Origin of the sequence: Paenibacillus physcomitrellae (genome assembly GCF_002240225.1) — a bacterium.
Classification (GTDB): Bacteria; Bacillota; Bacilli; order Paenibacillales; family Paenibacillaceae; genus Fontibacillus; species Fontibacillus physcomitrellae.
Window position 1 is genome coordinate 4361508 of sequence record NZ_CP022584.1, and the last position, 16323, is coordinate 4377830.

Here is a 16323-nt window from a genome sequence, read left to right on the forward strand (position 1 = left end):
CTCTTCTTTTTGCATACACATTTATAAGTTACAGGCTCAGTGAGTGCCCCAGGACCTGACGTATAGCGTGAGCGACACCGTTATCCTGATTGCTTAACGTTACCGTGCTGCACAGATCTTTGATCTGCTGATGAGCATTGCCCATGGCCACGCTTCTTCCGGCGATTTTTAACATCGAAATATCGTTATAGCTGTCGCCGACCGCCATGACTTCGGACAAAGGAATTTGATGCATGTCTGCCATACGCATTAAGGCGCTGCCTTTCGAGGCCAGCGGATGCTCCACTTCAAAGTTATGATCGGCTGAAATAACCATGGTCAGCTCGGAGTCCTCTAAATACCGTTTCCGTCCGGCTTCTAATTTCTCTGCTTCAAAGGAAAAACCGAGGATATTATAAATCTCAGCTTCCTCCGGAACATGCCGGTAAGAGGGGATACGGGCAAGTCCGTGCTGTTCATACTGTTTCTCCAAAGCGTGAAGCAGAGACTGTAAAGTCATATTAGGATTGCTGCTCAGCACACGGTCCATTTCGATGCTCATCAGCTCATGGCCGTTCTGCGGGGTATAAATGCCTCGGTCTGTCATGGCTTCATAGTAATATTGATTAGCTTCAAGCCAGGCCAAAACCTCCATCGCTTTATCCCGGTTTATCGGGATGCTGTGAATCGGCTGACCATCGGCGTCATGCAAGGTAGCTCCATTTGCCCCGATCACCGGAGTCGAAATGCCGGCCTGGCTGCAAATTTGCTTGGCATCATAGAAAGCTCGGCCCGTAGCGATGGTAACCAATACCCCTTGGCTTTGAGCCTCTTGAATGGCTTCCGCATTCTCCATACTGACCTGACTGTTCGAGTTCAATAGGGTTCCATCCAAATCGACGGCAATCATCTTGATCATTGTTCCTCAGACTCCTTTTTCTCGTAATCTTGGGTAGTCAGCACCTCGACGCCATGCTGCCGCAGTTGTTCTAGGAGCTCCGGTTCAGGAAGCAGATCCGTAATCAGTAAATCGACGTCAGACCAGCTGCCGAAGCGGTAATAGTTGCTTTTGCCAAACTTGAAATGATCGGCCAGGACAATAACCTGGGACGCTTGCTGCATCATGCGTTCTTTAATTCGGCCTTCTTCTTCATAAACGGCGAACAAACCTCCGTCAGCAATGCCCCCAGTTCCAATAAAGGCTTTATCTGCCCGATAGCGAGAAAGCGTCTCGGCGACGGATATCCCGTAAACAAACCGGTGTTCTTTGTGCAGCTGTCCGCCCAACAGATGAACTGAAACATTGGGTTTGGACGACAGCACGTCAGCCTGGTTAATGGAGTTAGTAATTACATAGGTATCGCCGGCCGTCCACCTTTCTGCACAAGCTTGAACCGTCGTGGAAGAATCGAGGATAACTCGTTCTCCCGGACGTACGAGGCCTGCGGCTATCCGGCCGATCTGCTGTTTTTCTTCCGAAACGGACAGCAGTCTTTCATTGTAGTTCTGAATTCGTTCAAAAGGAGCGGCTGGCAGCAGGGCGCCTCCGCGTGTCCGGATGATGGCCTGCTGTTCCTCGAGCTTTACCAGATCGCGGCGGGCGGTATCCCGGGATACTTCAAAGAGGGAGCAGATGTCTTCAACGGAAATTCTTTTATGGGCCTCCAGATAATCAATAATTGCGCGCATACGTTCTTCTTGGTACATCACTTCTACCTCCGCTTGTTATATAAGGTATTATAAGCTCTTGTAATGAATGTTGCAATATTATACGTATATTTAAGTGATATTAAGTCAAAGGTAACGTTGGTTGTTCTAAATCGCTTATCTTCTAAGGATGATAAAAAATTTGAAAAAAGTTATTGCTTCGACCTCATAATTTTGATATACTCAATCTTGTCGCTGCGAAAGATAAGCTCCGACTAAAAGAAATTAAGGCCCGTTGGTCAAGGGGTTAAGACACCTCCCTTTCACGGAGGTAACAGGGGTTCGAATCCCCTACGGGTCACCATATGCGGTAGTGGTGGAATGGCAGACACGCTATCTTGAGGGGGTAGTGGGCGTACGCTCGTGGAGGTTCGAGTCCTCTCTACCGCATTATAAGCAAAGCAAAGACGGCCCAGGGGAACTCTTCCCTTAGGCCGTTTTTTATTTTTCTTTTATGAAAATTTTCAGTAAAAACAAGGCTTCATAAACTTTACATTTCTAGCTAGCTATACTAGTATAATTCATGTTCTCTTGCAGTACATGAAGGAGATTCATACGGAAAGTTAAATTATGTTATAATTATTTAGATGTTGGGAAATCGTGTGAAGAACATTTGCCGGATAAAATTCAAATATCCTGTTCCCGCTGCTTCTTCTCAAGAATGGCGGCATATTGAGGGTATAGATGCCCCATGCATTCCGTACATATATCATGCGTAAGTTCAATATGCAGGTGATTTTTTAAATAGCTTTCGAGCGAGTGCCAGTCGTCCTGGCTGTCTCGGATTCTTTTGCAGACTGCACACATGGGCAGAAGACGGCTCATAAGGAAATTCGGCTTTTCTTCCGCTCTGTCAGAAGAGACGGTTTCGGTATGGAGAGCCGATATATCGTGTAGACTGATAACCAGTCCTTGTACATATCCGGTTTGGTCCGCAAGCGGTGCGATTTCAAGCATTAGCCATTGAACGCCTGCTGAAGTGTGATGATTAAACTGAACGGGTTCAAATGAGTCAAGGCCTTGAAGTAAATCATCAAGCTTGGAGAGGCAATATCGGGTTAGTTGATCGCCGTAAGCGCTCCTGAACGCATCCATTTGAAGCAGGTTCACTCCGTGCCAGTTAAAATCGGAAGGAACGTTGTTTTGCAGCGCGATCTGGGTCCAGAATTCATTATAATCCACGATGCAGCCTTCCCTGTTCGTGATCGCCAAACCATAACGCAGGGAATGGACGGCATTTGTCCATTGCAAATAATTGTTCACGCCAACGCTCCTCACTATGTCCTTTAAGCTGCAACATTTAGAACTATAACTTTAAGTACCATGACTAAAAGTACCATAACTATAAGTACTGTAATCTCGAGATCTATAACCGTGAAATAGGAATAAGAAGCCCAAGCAGGAGCTTGTCTGTAGTTCTATTATATACGTAATTACGTCATTTAACAATAAAATATAACTTATTTACGCAATTTATGTTTGAAACATTGGAGGAAGTCAGAATGCATTCCATTTATGAACGGATCGATCTGTTGATCCGGATGAAGAAAATGACCAAAAAGAGCTTTTGCGAGAAGCTTGGAATCAGTACTGGAAACCTCGGGGATTGGAAACGGGGGAAATCCACGCCGAGTACAAATAAACTTATTGAAATCGCTGCTTTTTTTGATGTAAGTCTGGATTGGCTGATGCTTGGCAAAGGGGCTTTCAATTCTGCGGTGAAGGAACAAGCGGAGTCCTACAGCCATTATTATTCCCACCTGGATGAAGAGGATCGAACGGCTAAGCTTACACCTGAGGAAGAGGCGTTCATCCGTGAATACATAGCGTTCACCCGATATCGGAAACAGCGGAACAGACGCAATGAGGACGGGGAATCCTGATTTTTTTGTAGAAAAAGCTTTACTTATTAAATCGCTAGATATATAATATTAATGTTCGCTTCAAAAATAACGTGCGGTAGTGGTGGAATGGCAGACACGCTATCTTGAGGGGGTAGTGGGCGTACGCCCGTGGAGGTTCGAGTCCTCTCTACCGCATAATTGAATTGAAGTTGGCATTTAAAAAGGTTTCTTCCCTGCAGTGATCTGCAACGGAAGAAACCTTTTTTTATTGTCTTCTTACTGCTGCTATAAGCATTATCCACTGAAAGTTTGAATGAGAAGGAAGACATTAAGGCCGATGATGACGGCCGTAATAAACCAGGCCAGAATCGCAATCCAGCGTTTGTTTACGAACTTGCCCATCTTTGTTTTGTCGCAGGTGAATTTCACGAGCGGAACAACTGCAAAAGGCAGCTGCAGAGAAAGAACGACCTGACTGAAGACAAGCAGATCCTGAATGCCGCTTTCCCCATACATCGCTGTAACAATAACAGCGGGAATAATGGCGATCAAACGGGTGATCAGGCGGCGCAGCCAAGGTTTCAGCCTAATGTTGACGAAACCCTCCATTACAATCTGTCCTGCCAGCGTTCCTGTTAACGTGGAGTTCTGTCCCGATGCCAGCAGGGCAACCGCAAACATGATGCTGCCAAGCGTTGTTCCCACGATTGGAGTAAGCAGATGATAAGCATCGCCGATTTCTGCGACACTGGTCATGCCATTCACATGGAACGTAGCGGCCGAAACGATTAGAATAGCAGAATTGATCAGAAGTGCGAAAGTCAAGGCAATTGTGGAATCCCAGGTCATATATTTGATCGCTTGCCGTTTGCCAAGTTCGGTCCGCTCAAATTTTCTCGTCTGAACGATCGAGGAATGTAAATAAAGGTTATGAGGCATAACCGTTGCTCCTAAAATACCGACCGCAATGTAAAGCATCGCAGGATTCGTAACAATTTCCGCTTGCGGGACATACCCCCGCAGAACACCGCCCATGTCCGGTTTGGCCAGGAACAGATCAACCCCAAAACAGATCCCGATGGTTAGAATCAGCAGGATAACGAAGATTTCGAGTGACCGGAAGCCCTTATTCTGCAGCAGTAAAATAATCAGTACATCAGCTGCGGTAATAAGAACGCCGTATAGAAGCGGGATGCCAAATAATAAATTTAGCGCAATTGCCGAGCCGATAACCTCGGCAAGGTCACAGGCCGCTATCGCCAGCTCGCAGAGCAGCCAAAGCGCTATCGAGACCGGTTTGGAATAGTGATCCCGGCAGGCTTGGGCTAAATCCCGTCCGGTAGCAATTCCAAGTTTGCCGGATAAGTGCTGCAGCAGGATGGCCATCAGGTTGGACAAGAGGATGACAGCGAGCAGCGTGTAGCCGAATCTTGATCCGCCTTCGATATCGGTTGCCCAGTTGCCCGGATCCATGTAACCGACTGCAACCAAGTAGCCGGGTCCGGCGAAGGCCAGAAATTTTTTGAAATAAGAACCGGATTTAGGTATATGCATCGAACGGTGCGATTCCGCCAAAGAAGGATTGGAGGGAGCCGCTCTCCAGCCTTTCAGAGGGGGAGTTTCGTTTTCGTAAGCATCACTCATGGAATATCACCCTTTGCCTGATAAAAATTTTCGTTATCATTATTGTAATCCCACAATAGTTTTTGTCTAGGGAAACATTTTAGTGCAAGCGCTTTTTTGTTGTTATTGGGTAAAAATGGGCTTATCCTGTTAAATTAGGCGTTCAACCGACATAAATACTGTAAGCTTAATGTATGCAATTTAATCGGTTTTGACATCCTAAGCTGTAGAATTGACGTTCGGACGACGTTTGAAATTATACGGACGGTTTAATTTACTACAGTAGGAAAATGATAAGGAGTGATCAGCATGGAAGCCTTGTATACAGCAAAAGTGAAAGTTCACGGCGGCCGGACGGGGGCTATCGAGTCATCGGACGGGGTGCTGAAACATAATCTTACGATGCCTAAGGAGCTTGGAGGCTCCGGCGGCGAAGGAACCAATCCGGAGCAGCTGTTTGCTGCGGGTTATGGAGCCTGCTTTGAAAGTGCGCTGGCCAACGTGGCCCGCAAGGAGAAGATTAAGCTTGAGGGCGTGGAAGTGGACAGCCAGGTCACCATTGGCAAAGACGAAGCGGACGGCGGTTTCCAGCTATCGGTACAGCTGGATGTTAAGATTCCAAACGTGGACAAAAGCCAGGCTCAGGAGCTACTGCACAAAGCTCATCAATTCTGCCCGTATTCTAAGGCAACGCGCGGGAATATCGTCGTGAAGCTGAACGCGGTAGAATAGGAAATAAAAACTAAAGAAACAACGTGAATAATTATAGTAAGGAAAACGGCGTAGAATGCTAAAGCCTTCCGCTTCGGGGCGGGAGGCTTTCATTTTTTTTATTTATTATGGAAGATTCAGGTCGCAAAGTTATGATTTCCGGCGGCAGCAAGCGGCTTGCGGCTCGTGTACAAGTTGACATAGCGTTCAAAATTCTTTAATATGTCTAAGTGCTTGAAGGTTCGATTAAATTAAATAAAAGATAACGGGTGATGAAAAGATGTCCTCTTACAAACCTAGCGTTGATAACGTCATTTTGGCCAGCAGCAATGAAAAGGACGGCTTGTACGAATTTATAGTCCATATGGTTGACGGAACAGAATGCCGCGTGTTCTATAACCGTACTCCGGAGTGGAAGCTGACCAACATCAGCCGCTTGCAGAAAACCCCTTGTCCGGTATGCCGCAAGGACTTCATTTGCAAATGCATGGACAGCTTTACTGGAGAAATCGACCAGCAGATGAATGAAGGCCAATGGTTTGAGAAAGCTGCGACCAAATAATTTCAGCATAGAATAACTTATGTTTGCAGGAGCCAGTGATAGATCCCCTTATAGCCGACAGATCAAAGCTAGCGAATCTGTATGCTGCAAGGGGATTTTTCTATAGGGAGATACATAGAGAGCAGAGAAGAGAGGGTGAACCAGGGTGATCCGATTCTTACCGCCCGCCAGGAGCAATAGTTGGTTTGTCTGGTACTTGATTTATGCGGGAATTGTTACGATTGCACTTGCATTTTACCGGTTTGTGAGGCTAGGTGACGAGTTTGATGCCGGTTTGTTAGGGCGATTTGCACTGCTGGCACTGGCCTTCTCGGGTATTGTTCATGTCTGTGGATGGCTTGGAGGCCGATTGATCTGGCTGGTTTCAACGGCAGGGCTTGTTATCGGCATATACACGATGTTCAGGTACGCAAGCCGCGATATGTCCGGATGGGAGGATCTGGCGTCCTTCTTATCCTTTATGATTCTTTCTGCAGGCGGTTTCGTGATTGGGCTGCTGGCCGAGGGGGCAAACTGGCTGTACCGGTATTTGCACAGGCCAAAGGAAGAATAGGAGCTGCTGGATATGCTAACAGGGGACCAACGGAACGAAAATGAGCAATCGGAGACAAAATGGACTGAGGGGCGCCATGGACGTCAGGTGCGTCAAGGACACCAAGGGCATCTTGTTGAGCCTGATTTTGGAGAACATTCGATTGTCCTTGTCGACGGCGTATGCAGCCTTTGTCAAGGAGTGACCCGGTTTGTGATCCGGCATGACCTGGAAGGATGGTTCCTGTTTGCTTCCTTGCAGTCTGAAACGGGGATGAAGCTGCTGAAGAAATACGGCATTCCGATGACAGGGCGACAAACACCTGGATATAATGGGGATCAGTCCGGTTCTTATGAAAAAGACTTATCTAAACCGCAGTATGAGTCGGTTGTGCTGATTGATAAAGGGCGTTATTATCTCCGTTCGGATGCAGCGCTGAGAATTGCAGCGAAATTAAATTTTCCGTGGAATTTAATCCGTTTCCTTCGAATTATTCCCAAAGGGATCAGGGATGGCCTTTACCGCTATATAGCCGATCATCGTTACAGATGGTTCGGCAAGGATGAGACGTGTCTGGTGCCTTCTCCGGAGTTGTCGGATCGTTTTCTGGATCAGGGCTAAAGTCATGCGGGAGAATCCAGGACTTGTCAAATATGAAGCTCTATGGTATTCTGGCTGTAAATAAATCATGAACGGACGGAAGCACCGTCAAGGACCGAGAAATTCGGTTTTTGACGGTGCTTTTTTTGCGTTCATCAAGAAGGGGGAGCCGGAATTGACCGTGCATATGGTGCTGGGGGTGGAAGACCAGCAGTATGTGGAAGCTTTGCTGGACTATGTGCGCAGCAGTGAATATGGCCGGCGGATTCGGATTACGTCGTTCAGCAGGCCGGAAGCATTTAAGGCGTTTTGGAGCCGGTTATCTAATGGGACAGAGCAGAAGGTTGATTTCGCCGCTGTTGAACTGTCGTTTATGACCCACGTAGGGTCGGGAAATGGGAAGCCGAAGGAGGGAGAGGAAGGACTAGCCATAGAGGAGGGCGGCGGGGAGGAACAAGAGGAACTGTTTCAGGGACAGCGAGAAGGAGAAGTCTGTCTTCCATGGATCTGCCTCAGCGAATCTGACAGTGTCCAAGGGGGGATTCTGCCGGACATTCCAGTGATGACTAAATACCGCCCGCTCCCGGAGTTGCTGGAAGACCTGCTCAAATTCGGTCGGGAACGTGAAGGAGGGGTGCGGAGAACTCCGGCCGATGCGCTTCCGGAGGTGCCGGTTATCGGGGTGTATGCCTCGGCTGGAGGTACAGGGAAAACAACCGTCGCGCTCCATTTGGCTAAACAGCTGACTTTGGAAGGGGCGCGGGTATTTTATCTGAATTTGAAAACGTTTGGTCTACCGTTAGGTTTAACCGGGCAGCGGAGAAACGGGCTTGCTTCCGGCATGGCCGAGCTGCTCTACGAATTGGAGGCCGCGGCTGAAGATAACAAACTGCCGGATCTGCCGCCTTCCCGCTTTGTCGTCCGCCATCCGCTGATTCAGGGCGACACGTTTGGGCAGGTGGCGAACCTGCGTGAGCTGCTTGAAATGGAACCTGCCGACACAGTCCGAATGATCGACTATGTGGCGGGAAGCGGTAGCTATGACGTCGTAATTGCAGTCTGCGATGCTTATCCGGATGGACGGAGCACAGGTATGATTGATCGCTGCGACCGTTTAGTGTGGCTGCTGCTGGATGACGAAGAGGTCCTTTCTAGGTCGGCTGCCGCTTGGGAATTCTGGGGGAAAGGGCAGGGCCAGGATCGGCAGGCCGCCGCGAAGCTGCTTTCCAAAACGGTATTTACGCTCAACCGTCACTCCGGCGCCGCGTTGTGTGCTGCTCCTCGTCCTGAACTGATTCCGGCGGTAACGTTATGTGAGGTTCCGGATTGGAAACAGGCGGATAAAGCAAGGATTTTGGCCGATGCTCCTGCCTTTCAGCGGGATATTTTGAAACTGCGCCGCAGTCTTTTTTCACGGGAGGGGAACGGGGCATTTCCTGCAAGGAGTGCAGGCTTATGACAGAAGAACGTTTGGCGCAGCTGCGCAAGGAACTTCGCGGCGGCCTGAATATGAACTCTATGCTCAGTGATGGCGAACTGCTCCAGTATATCGAACGGAGACTGCTGCAGGAACCGGAAATGGCCGACTATACGGCTGCCGAGAAACGGCGTTTGATTCGGCGAATGTATGATTCCTTCCGGGGACTGGATGTACTGCAGCCGCTGGTAGAAGACCGGAGCATAACGGAAATTATGATTAACGGCCATGATGAAATTTTTGTGGAACAGGAAGGAAGAGTGAGGAAGGTACCGGTCCATTTCGAATCCCGGGAGCGGCTTGAAGACATTATCCAAAGTATCGTATCAGCGGTCAACCGGGTTGTTAATGAATCCAGCCCTATTGTAGATGCAAGGCTGAAAGATGGCTCACGGGTCAATATCGTCCTGCCACCGGTTGCTTTGAAAGGCCCGACGCTTACGATCCGCAAGTTCCCGGAGAATCCGTTGACCATGGATGACTTAGTCCAAATCGGCAGTTTAAGCCGCGAAGCGGCGTTATTCCTCCAGCGGCTGGTAAGAAGCAAATACAATTTGTTCATCAGCGGAGGGACCGGTTCGGGCAAGACGACCTTCTTAAACGCTTTGTCCCAATATATCCCGGCGGATGAACGGATTATTACAATAGAGGATTCGGCGGAGCTGCAGATCGTGAACGTTCCCAATCTGGTTTCTCTGGAAACCCGGAATGCCAATACGGAAGGGCGCGGCGAAATCACGATCCGTGATTTGATCCGTTCTTCCTTGCGCATGCGCCCAAACCGGATTGTAGTCGGTGAGGTCCGCGGTACGGAAGCGCTCGATATGCTGCAGGCGATGAATACGGGCCATGACGGGAGCCTTTCAACCGGCCATGCCAACAGTACGGTCGATATGCTCAGCCGTTTGGAAACGATGGTGCTAAGCGGAGCGGATCTTCCGGTATCGGTTGTACGGAAGCAGATCAGTTCGGCGATTGATATTTTTGTCCATCTCTCCAGATTAAGGGATCGTTCAAGGAGAGTAACTGAAATCGCGGAGGTTGCCGGTTTTGAACAAGGAGAGGTTGTCCTCCGGCCTCTATTTGTTTTTCAGGAAGAAGGGGAGCGGGACGGCAAAATCATCGGCAGCCTGATTCGGACGCCGAACCGAATGCTTCATAAGGAGAAGCTGCGGATGGCCGGTATTTTGGGGGCGGATGGCATGGAGGAGGGTGAAGACCAAAGCAAGGGAGATGAGGAGCACAGTGACGCGGTTAAAGCCGGAACCGCTTCTTTCCGGAAGGAGTGAGAACGTGGGGAGACCGGCGGCAGCATTAATGAAGAAGAAGGTTAACATGGCAGACAGAAAAACAGGAAGAACAGGTTCTCCTTCCGGCAGCACGCTGCCCGATTACAGCGAATATGTCCTTACTGGAAGTCAAAAGGCGGCTAGTTTGTTGGCTGGCGGAATGCTGCTGTGGGGGATCGGGTTTTTATTCTTTCATTCCTGGTATCTCGCGTTGGTACTGGTTTTGGCTGCGGGAGTTACACCTCGCATCGTCAGCGGTTTCCTGCTGGAACGGAGGCGAAGGATGCTGGGCATACAGTTTAAGCAAATGCTTTATTCGTTATCGAGCTCCTTGGCGGCAGGACGTTCAGTAGAGAATGGATTCCGGGAAGCCGTCAAGGATCTGCAGTTTCTTTATCCGGACAGCAATACCGATATGATCAGGGAACTGCATATTATTTGTGCCCGATTGGAGTATGGTCAGCCGATAGAAGAGGCGCTTCAGGATTTCAGCAGGCGCGCGAAACATGAAGATATCGCTAATTTCGCGGATGTGTTTTCAGCCTGCAAACGGACGGGCGGGGACCTGGTGGAGGTAATCCGCCGGACCTCGATGCTGATCGGTGAGAAGATGGAGATAAGCATGGAGATAGGCGTAGTGCTGGCACAGAAAAGGCTCGAATCCAAGCTGCTTTTGGCCGCTCCGATCTTCTTCCTAGCCTTTATGAATCTCTCTTCACCTGATTATATGAGTCCGCTCTACAGCGGAGCAGGATTAGTAGTATCAGCAGCCGCCTTGGTATTATTTGGGGTCTGCTTCTGGCTGATTCGGAAAATAATGAATATCCGGGTTTAAGGGGGAGAAGGTGATAATTGTCTGGGGAATGAGCGGTGCGGTGCTGATGCTGGTTTGGATCGTGCTCTACATTCGGTCCAAAACCGCTTATGGAAAAATGATCTTCATCAAAGCGGAAGGGCTAAAGCTGCAACAGGCAGCTCCGCCCATGCTTTATATTCTGCACAAGTTCAAAATCGGTGAACGTTTTCCGGGGGTGCTGTACAAACTGAGCGGACTGCTAAGACGTCTGTATGGGGAATCCGCAGGAGGTGAAATAACGTTCCTGTTTGTCGCAGAGCTTATGTCTTATTTCTATTTTCTGCTTCTGGGCGGATGTCTGCTTGTCTGTTTGCTCGGCGGCGACAGCTCCGGATTTATCATAGGCGTTATATTGGCATTTATGGTGCCTGTCGCCTTGATCAGCGATTTGCGAAGCAAGGTCAAGAGAAGGGAGCAGGATATGCTGATTGAGCTGCCGGAGCTGTTAAATAAAATCATCCTGCTTGTAGGGGCAGGGGAAACGGTACAGCAGGCCTTCCGGCATTGCCTTAATTCTAAGAAAGGCCTGGACCAGCCGATTTATCAGGAATTGGACAAGATGATCTCGGAATGGGATAACGGGTATTCTTTTGGCCAGGCTTTGGAGAATTTCAGCAGAAGATGCGCTCTGCAGGAGGTGGCTTCCTTCTCGACGGCCGTAATGCTGAATTACCGCAGAGGCGGAAGTGATTTCACTATGGCGCTGCGGGAGCTTTCCAACAGCCTCTGGGAGAAACGAAAGTCTGTTAGTCGGACCCGTGGAGAACAGGCCACTTCAAAGCTGCTCCTGCCCATGCTTCTGCTCTTTATGGTTGTTCTTATGCTAGTAGGAACTCCAGCATTTATGATGATGAGTTTTTAGGATGCTCACAATCACTAGGATATTCACTATTAAATAGGAGGAATTTTTATGTTAAGCGTATTGAAAGAAAGGCTGGATCTACTTAGTAAGGATGAAGAGGGCTTGGGTATGCTGGAGATGATTTTGATTATAGCGGTCATCGTTATATTGGCCATTATTTTCAGGGATAAGCTGAAAGAAATACTCGAAAGTCTGCTCGGCAAAGCCAAAGGTAAAACGGAAGATTTTATGGATGATAAATGATGAGGAGCTTTTGCAGCAAGGAAGAGGGCTCTTTTACATTGGAGGCTTCTTTGCTTCTTCCTGCCGTATTCTTAACGGTGCTGGTTCTTATGTTTCTCTGCCTTTATTTCTATCAAAATGCTTTATCGGGACAGGCGGCCGCTGTAGCCGCTGAGCGTATTGCCTATTCATGGAACAATAGCAGCAAGGATCCGCGAACCGGCCAATACAAGGAGGGGGAATACGATCCTTTGTATTGGAGGTTAACGGATGATGCCCTGCTGCAGTCCGTTTTTGGAGGGAACTCTTCTTCAAAGGAGGATCAAACCGACCTGCCGACAGGGAAGTCGGGATCTGCTGATTCCCTGACAACCAGAAAGCTGGAGGGGACCGGAAGCGAACTTCCTGCTGTTTTCAGCGGCAGGTTGGTTTACTCATATGATTTGCTGAAGCGCAGAGTTGAAGCCGAGTTGATCAGGAAGCTGCCTGTCTCTCCCCTAAATAAAGTGTCAGGCGGTGACTGGGGGATTGGTGTCCGGTCAGTTTCCTATATCGTGGAGCCTGCAGAGTGGATTCGGACCATAGAGTTAGCCAGATATTATACGGCGAGGTTCCGCAGTACAGGAGAGAAGGCAGCCAACCGGCAGGAGGCCGGGGAAGCGCTGCGCCGGTTTGCCAAATAAGCAATAATCAATAAGCAATAAGAAAAATTTAATCAAGCAAACAGCAGGAGGGAGGAGACATGTTCAGGGAAGAGGAACGGGAGCAGGGGGCGGTTAGCGCTTTTCTGATTATGATTTTTGCAGCGGTATTTGCGTTTGTAGCGTTATTCATCGACTACGGCAGAATGGCCGCTCTACAAGCGGAGAGCGAGACGGCACTCCATGCCGCGGTTCGCTCCGTTCTGTCATCCTATGACCAGGAGTTGATGGAGGAATATGGATTGTTTGCCGTCGGCTCAACGGACAGCAGTTATATTATGTCAAAGGTGCTCCAAGAAGGCTTCGACTATTCCGCCCGTCAGGACAGGTTTACGTTAATGGGAGCCAAACTTGATTCGTCTGAACTTCTGCTTTCACGTCCTTTAGGAACTTATCCGGTATTTAAACAGCAAATCCGGGAGCAGATGAAATACAAAGCCCCGGTCAATTTGGTCCTTGAGCTGCTAAACAAGTTTAAGCCGGTTTCGGAGGTTTTAAAGGAAGCTTCCAACACGACGGATGTTTTGAGCAAACTGCAGAAGCTGTACGACCAGAGGGAGGAACTCATCGATAAGGTTTCTGCCGGGCAGAAAGCGGCTCAGCAGAATGTAAAAGCTATAAGAGAATACACTGCTGATGATCAGGCGCAAAATGCCGGAATGGCGAAGTTGGACGAAGCGTTATCCAGCATGCAGGATGCCGTCTCCCAATACGGAGAGTATCAGAGCATGGTCGAAACGGATCGGAACCGCGAGCCGGAGGATCAACTGTATACTTCCGAAATTTATCGTTACCGGAGCGGGGCTTCACGGATCTTCAACAGTTTATCCGATGCACTGAGGAAATCAGCGGATTCCCATCAGGAGCTCGTGCAGAACAGCCCTGGTTGGATTAGAGAAGCGGCTGACTTGAACGCGCAGATGGAGCAGGTTATTCAAGAAAGCGAGGAGCGTGCGACAGGTGCAAATTACGATTCTGTAAGCAATTCGTTAAGTACGGCAGGAGCAAGCAGGGATCAAACTGCAGGGGGAGCGGAAATCAATAAAATCCGGGAGCAGACCCGTTCGCTGCTGAGAGAGGATGGCTTCTTCGAGGGACTAACCCAAACAGTTCATCAACAAATTAAGCTGTTTGATCTGGTCCGCAGCAAGAATAGTGCTTTAAGTGGACAGCAGGGAGCTGTCCTGGCGGGAAGCAGCGACGCGGGGGCGTTTCGCTCATCTGCCGCCGCAGCCGAGCAATCCCTAGATGCTTATATCGGCCAGACAACAAGCGATTTAGAACAGGAAGAACAGGAGATCATGCAGCAGCGAGCCCACGAGGGAGAAATCAAGTCTACTGAAGCGGCGGCTAAAGGAAAACTGAAGGAAGCGAAGAATCTGATCGGCAAACTATCGGACTTGAAAAATAGTTATAAGCAGCAGCAAGCTCAATTTGATACTCTTGAAGACTATTATCGGGATAATTTGGCGTTCAATTCCGAGTCGGGAAAGACATCAGGCGACGAAAGTACCGTTATTGATGACGATATTTATGATTCGGGAAGCGGATCCATGAAGGAAATGGATCAGTTCTACGGTGTTTTATCGTCTATCTTGAGCGGCATTGCGGATAACGGATTGGAGACTGAATATGCGGCCGATTATTTTAAGGCTTTTGATGTCACGGAGCTGACCTCTTTCCTGGACAGTGGCGGAAGCGGAGAAGGCAAGACAAGTGCAAAGCAATCCAATAATGCAGATCTACCAAAAAGTTCAAACCGTCCGGATCAGGCTGCTTCGGGTGATCTGTTTAGTCCCGAGCGGCAGGAGATGGAATACATACTGTACGGGTTTCATAACCCCGGAGGCAATTTGGCGGCCGCATTCGGGGAGATCTTTACGATGCGTTTGGCTATCCGGACGATGGAGGGATTCGTCGTTAACGCCAATAAAGGTCATCCTCTGTTGATTTTAGCTTCTGCTCTGCTGTATGGGGCCAAGCAGGCGCTTGCGGATATGCTGACCTTGATCAGGACGGGAAGCGTTCCGCTCAGTCGTTACGTTAATGTTTCGCTGAGCTATCAAGACCATTTACGAATATTTATGCTCGTTCATGGCAGCAGCAATAAACGGCTTTCGAGAATGCTGGCGTTGATCCGGATGAATACAGGCATTAATCCGCAGGAAAGAGCTACCTATGCCGAAGGGGAAGCAACCACCCGTATGCCGCTGCTGTTTCTTCCGGGAATATCGGCTGCCATGAACAAGGCCTATTCCGGGCAAGACAAAATCGAGGGGAGCAGTTATTTTGTGGTTAAAAATGCGGCTGATTCTTATTAGCAGGCTGCATCGAAAGCTTAATGCCGGACGTGACAGCAGCGGAAGTATGGTGCTTGAAGCAGCTCTTGTGCTCCCTTTGTTTATCCTTTTTGTTTTCTTCTTCAGCTATATGGTGCAGATGACCTTGACTTCAACCCGGATGCATACGGCCGTCGTCAATTCGGTAAAGCAAGTATCCTCCAGTGTCTATCCTGTCTATTTGGCTGTTCAAGCGAAGCAGAAGGCGAATGGGGCGGGGAATGAAACGGGCCATACGGGTCAGACAGATCAGGCATATCAGGCAGGTAAGACAAGCCAGATAGGGGGAGGAGAAACGGCAGGAGGGCTTCCCAAGCTTTCGATAACTGATTTTGCGGAGACTTTTGCAGCCAAACTTCCTGCTCCTTTATCGGGGTGGCTTACAGATGCCGTTGAACAAGGAAAGGAGCCTATCGAAGAATTAAAGACACAGGCAGCGGAAAGCCTGCTGGATCCGATAATGAAGCCGATATTAAAGTCTTTCCTGGAAGAGGCCGGTTTGAATCCGGATCGAGCACACGTCTCCAGAGTTGATGTGCCGGATTTAAGAACCGGCAAAACGCCTTATTTCGGGATCGAGATCAGTTATGAGCTGCCTATCCGAGTCCCTTTTACGGGGAAGAAGCTGTTCCTGCAATCGAAGGCTTACGAACGCCTGTGGATCGGGGACACCAACGAACTTGTGCAGGACGGGGACGGCGGGCAGGGGGAGGCTGCGGATAAGCCGGTTGTTTTGGATAAACCCAATCCGGCCTTCGCTGGGAGTAAGGCAACGATTAAAGCCCGAATCTCCCCGGGAGGTACAGCGAATTTAACGATCTACTATAAAAGCGGCAAAAGTACGGCCAAATATTTGGGAACCGCAACTGCTGATGAACATGGAATCCTGACCTGGACCTGGCTGGTTGGCGGAAATACGACTCCGGGAACCTGGGAATTTGTCATCGAAACGCCGGAGGGAGGCGTATCGGAGTCTCTTTTTACCGTTGAAAGCCCGGGCAAAAGAAACAATTAACAAA

The 16323-nt window shown here is 49.1% G+C and carries 17 protein-coding genes and 3 tRNA genes; 16 read left to right on the forward strand and 4 right to left on the reverse strand.

All coding sequences use genetic code 11. The annotated features are described in order from the left end of the window. Positions 1 to 28 precede the first annotated feature (28 nt). Together CBE73_RS19610 and CBE73_RS19615 are read right to left on the reverse strand one after the other, a co-directional pair. Entirely contained in the window at positions 29 to 895 is an 867-nt protein-coding gene (locus tag CBE73_RS19610) for a Cof-type HAD-IIB family hydrolase (protein ID WP_094096428.1), read from the reverse strand. Continuing rightward, positions 895 to 1686: a DeoR/GlpR family DNA-binding transcription regulator gene (locus CBE73_RS19615; protein ID WP_094095676.1), complete on the reverse strand. Its 792-nt coding sequence runs from the start codon at positions 1684 to 1686 to the stop codon at positions 895 to 897. The genes CBE73_RS19610 and CBE73_RS19615 overlap by 1 nt, the downstream gene beginning before the upstream one ends. 229 nt (positions 1687 to 1915) lie before the next feature. On the opposite strand from CBE73_RS19615, the gene CBE73_RS19620 reads away from it, so the two are divergent. Further along, positions 1916 to 1990, forward strand: a tRNA-Glu gene (locus tag CBE73_RS19620). A 3-nt stretch (positions 1991 to 1993) separates the two neighbouring features. Beyond that, positions 1994 to 2076: transfer RNA gene (locus tag CBE73_RS19625), tRNA-Leu, on the forward strand. A 237-nt stretch (positions 2077 to 2313) separates the two neighbouring features. On the opposite strand, the gene CBE73_RS19630 is transcribed toward CBE73_RS19625, so the two are convergent. Further along, the gene (locus CBE73_RS19630) at positions 2314 to 2949 is read right to left on the reverse strand and encodes a PAS domain-containing protein (RefSeq protein WP_094095677.1); all 636 of its coding nucleotides are present in this window, start codon (positions 2947 to 2949) and stop codon (positions 2314 to 2316) included. A 239-nt stretch (positions 2950 to 3188) separates the two neighbouring features. On the opposite strand from CBE73_RS19630, the gene CBE73_RS19635 reads away from it, so the two are divergent. Next, the gene (locus tag CBE73_RS19635) at positions 3189 to 3569 is read left to right on the forward strand and encodes a helix-turn-helix domain-containing protein (protein WP_094095678.1); all 381 of its coding nucleotides are present in this window, start codon (positions 3189 to 3191) and stop codon (positions 3567 to 3569) included. Between the two features lie 73 nt (positions 3570 to 3642). Beyond that, positions 3643 to 3725 (forward strand) — tRNA-Leu (locus CBE73_RS19640). Positions 3726 to 3824: 99 nt separating this feature from the next. Here the strand turns inward: CBE73_RS19640 and CBE73_RS19645 are convergent. Then, complete coding sequence (locus tag CBE73_RS19645; protein WP_094095679.1) at positions 3825 to 5174, reverse strand: Nramp family divalent metal transporter; 1350 nt, start codon at positions 5172 to 5174, stop codon at positions 3825 to 3827. Positions 5175 to 5462: 288 nt separating this feature from the next. Between CBE73_RS19645 and CBE73_RS19650 the strand changes: the two genes are divergently transcribed. The 12 genes from CBE73_RS19650 to CBE73_RS19705 all read left to right on the forward strand — a co-directional run bounded on the left by CBE73_RS19650 (position 5463) and on the right by CBE73_RS19705 (position 16319). Continuing rightward, positions 5463 to 5885, forward strand: a complete 423-nt coding sequence (locus tag CBE73_RS19650) for an organic hydroperoxide resistance protein (RefSeq protein ID WP_094095680.1) — start codon at positions 5463 to 5465, stop codon at positions 5883 to 5885. A gap of 259 nt (positions 5886 to 6144) precedes the next feature. Beyond that, positions 6145 to 6426 (forward strand): hypothetical protein, encoded by a 282-nt coding sequence (locus tag CBE73_RS19655; protein ID WP_094095681.1) that lies wholly within the window; start codon positions 6145 to 6147, stop codon positions 6424 to 6426. 145 nt (positions 6427 to 6571) lie between these two features. Continuing rightward, positions 6572 to 6979 carry a hypothetical protein gene (locus CBE73_RS19660; protein WP_157739629.1) on the forward strand — a complete coding sequence of 136 codons (408 nt, stop codon included), beginning with the start codon at positions 6572 to 6574 and terminating at the stop codon, positions 6977 to 6979. A gap of 12 nt (positions 6980 to 6991) precedes the next feature. Then, positions 6992 to 7579: a thiol-disulfide oxidoreductase DCC family protein gene (locus CBE73_RS19665; RefSeq protein WP_094095683.1), complete on the forward strand. Its 588-nt coding sequence runs from the start codon at positions 6992 to 6994 to the stop codon at positions 7577 to 7579. A gap of 67 nt (positions 7580 to 7646) precedes the next feature. Next, the gene (locus CBE73_RS19670; RefSeq protein WP_094095684.1) at positions 7647 to 9017 is read left to right on the forward strand and encodes a P-loop NTPase family protein; all 1371 of its coding nucleotides are present in this window, start codon (positions 7647 to 7649) and stop codon (positions 9015 to 9017) included. Further along, complete coding sequence (locus tag CBE73_RS19675; RefSeq protein WP_094095685.1) at positions 9014 to 10324, forward strand: TadA family conjugal transfer-associated ATPase; 1311 nt, start codon at positions 9014 to 9016, stop codon at positions 10322 to 10324. Before CBE73_RS19670 ends, CBE73_RS19675 begins: the two co-directional genes overlap by 4 nt. Positions 10325 to 10370: 46 nt before the next feature. Further along, positions 10371 to 11159 (forward strand): type II secretion system F family protein, encoded by a 789-nt coding sequence (locus CBE73_RS19680; protein ID WP_094096429.1) that lies wholly within the window; start codon positions 10371 to 10373, stop codon positions 11157 to 11159. A 13-nt stretch (positions 11160 to 11172) separates the two neighbouring features. Beyond that, positions 11173 to 12042 carry a type II secretion system F family protein gene (locus CBE73_RS19685; protein ID WP_094096430.1) on the forward strand — a complete coding sequence of 290 codons (870 nt, stop codon included), beginning with the start codon at positions 11173 to 11175 and terminating at the stop codon, positions 12040 to 12042. A gap of 48 nt (positions 12043 to 12090) precedes the next feature. Continuing rightward, a complete protein-coding gene (locus CBE73_RS19690; protein ID WP_094095686.1) occupies positions 12091 to 12285 on the forward strand; it encodes a Flp1 family type IVb pilin in 195 nt (64 codons plus the stop codon). Continuing rightward, positions 12282 to 12947 carry a TadE family protein gene (locus CBE73_RS19695; RefSeq protein ID WP_244905504.1) on the forward strand — a complete coding sequence of 222 codons (666 nt, stop codon included), beginning with the start codon at positions 12282 to 12284 and terminating at the stop codon, positions 12945 to 12947. Before CBE73_RS19690 ends, CBE73_RS19695 begins: the two co-directional genes overlap by 4 nt. Positions 12948 to 13006: 59 nt before the next feature. Continuing rightward, on the forward strand, positions 13007 to 15286 hold the full coding sequence (locus CBE73_RS19700; protein WP_094095688.1) for a hypothetical protein: 2280 nt from the start codon (positions 13007 to 13009) through the stop codon (positions 15284 to 15286). After that, positions 15255 to 16319, forward strand: coding sequence for a TadE/TadG family type IV pilus assembly protein (locus tag CBE73_RS19705; RefSeq protein WP_229752645.1), 1065 nt, complete (start codon positions 15255 to 15257; stop codon positions 16317 to 16319). Before CBE73_RS19700 ends, CBE73_RS19705 begins: the two co-directional genes overlap by 32 nt. Positions 16320 to 16323 lie beyond the last annotated feature (4 nt).

Bases quoted from the DNA above. Each gene is read 5' to 3' on its own strand.
- CBE73_RS19655 (WP_094095681.1), top strand. From the start codon at position 6,145: ATGTCCTCTTACAAACCTAGCGTTGATAACGTCATTTTGGCCAGCAGC.
- CBE73_RS19665 (WP_094095683.1), top strand. From the start codon at position 6,992: ATGCTAACAGGGGACCAACGGAACGAAAATGAGCAATCGGAGACAAAA.
- CBE73_RS19615 (WP_094095676.1), bottom strand. From the start codon at position 1,686: ATGTACCAAGAAGAACGTATGCGCGCAATTATTGATTATCTGGAGGCC.
- CBE73_RS19670 (WP_094095684.1), top strand. From the start codon at position 7,647: ATGAACGGACGGAAGCACCGTCAAGGACCGAGAAATTCGGTTTTTGAC.
- CBE73_RS19675 (WP_094095685.1), top strand. From the start codon at position 9,014: ATGACAGAAGAACGTTTGGCGCAGCTGCGCAAGGAACTTCGCGGCGGC.
- CBE73_RS19695 (WP_244905504.1), top strand. From the start codon at position 12,282: ATGATGAGGAGCTTTTGCAGCAAGGAAGAGGGCTCTTTTACATTGGAG.
- CBE73_RS19700 (WP_094095688.1), top strand. From the start codon at position 13,007: ATGTTCAGGGAAGAGGAACGGGAGCAGGGGGCGGTTAGCGCTTTTCTG.
- CBE73_RS19650 (WP_094095680.1), top strand. From the start codon at position 5,463: ATGGAAGCCTTGTATACAGCAAAAGTGAAAGTTCACGGCGGCCGGACG.
- CBE73_RS19690 (WP_094095686.1), top strand. From the start codon at position 12,091: ATGTTAAGCGTATTGAAAGAAAGGCTGGATCTACTTAGTAAGGATGAA.
- CBE73_RS19635 (WP_094095678.1), top strand. From the start codon at position 3,189: ATGCATTCCATTTATGAACGGATCGATCTGTTGATCCGGATGAAGAAA.
- CBE73_RS19645 (WP_094095679.1), bottom strand. From the start codon at position 5,174: ATGAGTGATGCTTACGAAAACGAAACTCCCCCTCTGAAAGGCTGGAGA.
- CBE73_RS19680 (WP_094096429.1), top strand. From the start codon at position 10,371: ATGGCAGACAGAAAAACAGGAAGAACAGGTTCTCCTTCCGGCAGCACG.